We start from the raw sequence: 1737 nt of genomic DNA on the forward strand, positions 1-1737 counted from the left end.
TGATTTAATGAGTCAATGAGTCAATGAGTATTATACGGTAGTAATCTGATAATAATAATTACGTGTAAATATTTATTATACTTACGTATGGAAATATTTTTTACGTGTATTCTTGAAATTAATATAGGGGAGAATTATTCACCATTCACCATTCACCATTTTTTATTATAAGTTTCAAAAATAGACTCGGTAATCAGTCTGTATATCTCTCTGTGTTTTTTATTAGGAATAATCTTTAAATGTTTTTCCATAGTATTTTTATCTCCACGTAAAGCCGGTCCGGTTTGGGCATCTTTTGGCGTTTTATAATTTAACTTTTCAACTGTTTCAGCTATGAGTGGCTTTAACAGGTCAAAATCAACATTGTGATGATCGGCAATTTCTTTTCCGATATGGAATAGATGGTTTGTGAAATTATTTACAAATACAGCGGATACATGAAGGTATTGTCGTTGTTCTGATGTAACTGTTTGAACTGTTTTGGAGATTGAGCCTGCAATTTCGGTCAACAGTTTGCAGTCATTTAGATTAGTAGTTTCAAGGCAGATTGGAATTTTGGAAAAATCTATTTTCTTATTTTTTGTAAAAGTCTGGAGTGGGTAAAATACTGCCTGACTGTTTTTTGAATCTATAGTATTTATATTAGTAGCTCCTGATGTATGCGCAACAAGTCTGTTCGAGAAAGGGAGTGAGCTGCTAAGTTCAGATATTGCCGAATCACTTACAGAAATAAGGTATAAGTCTGCTTCAAAAAGTTTTGATATATCGTTACAAAAATCAATACCGAAGGTTTCAGCCAATTTTGAGCCGGTTTCTTTGTTTCTGCTATACAATTGAACTATTTCTGAACTGTTTGATTTAGCAAATGCTCTTAACAAATGTTCCGCTACATTGCCTGAACCAATAAGTACTATTTTGTGTTTTTTGTTCATTAGGGTAAAATTAGGAAATTCTTTCGATGCAAGGAGCTTTGTTTGGTTTAATTCACTTCTTTTAAATCCACATAATATAGTTTACCTCCAATACCCGAGTTATCTTCATCAGTAATAATAATTTCAGAATTAGAAATAAAATCGACTGCTTCTTTTTGAGTTAGGGTTTCCAGACTGATAATTTGCATATCCCCTTCAAAGAATTTATCCTTTTCGAAGTTCGAAAATACAAACATTTTATCAGAGCTCAGAAGTATAAGTGCAGATTTATCAGGACTTAATGATGCAGAAGTAACCCATGACAATTCCCTGATATCAGAGTATAGTTTTATTTTTGATTGAAATTGTGCAATGGAATCATTAGGACTGAGCTTGAATAAAATGGTAGTACCATCAAATCGGGGTTCTCTGTTTTTTGTAAAAATATAGATTGAATTATGCATATGAATCATCGCCTCTGCATCGTATGAGCGATCTGTAGAATACCTGAAACTTTGTTTAGAGACACTTATTGTATCTTTTTTTGAATTGAGTGCTGATTTTTCAACTTTTAGAATCTTGCAATCAGTTCTGTTTTGATTATTATCTCCAAAATCACCAATGTATAGATTTCCGTTAACATCAGATGTGAGTTCTTCCCAATCTGAATTTGCAGCATTGGAAATGTACTTTTTGCCAATAATATTTCCTTTATAATCCACTAAAAACAATTCAGGAGGATTTCCGGAGTCATTCATCATCCAAAAAGTAGAATCGGTTTGTGCAGCGATTCCTGATGCTTCCATTAGTTCGACGGGTAAGTTCC

The 1737-nt window shown here is 32.8% G+C and carries 2 protein-coding genes; both read right to left on the reverse strand.

Translation table 11 applies throughout. The features are described from left to right. Window positions 1-152: 152 nt before the first annotated feature. Window positions 153-932, reverse strand: coding sequence for a Rossmann-like and DUF2520 domain-containing protein (locus ABFR62_14240; GenBank protein MEN8139577.1), 780 nt, complete (start codon window positions 930-932; stop codon window positions 153-155). 47 nt (window positions 933-979) lie between these two features. Continuing rightward, window positions 980-1737 (reverse strand): hypothetical protein (locus ABFR62_14245; protein ID MEN8139578.1); only part of this gene is annotated, 758 nt, incomplete at its 5' end.

The sequence above is a fragment of the Bacteroidota bacterium genome (assembly GCA_039714315.1).
GTDB lineage: Bacteria > Bacteroidota > Bacteroidia > Flavobacteriales > JADGDT01 > JADGDT01.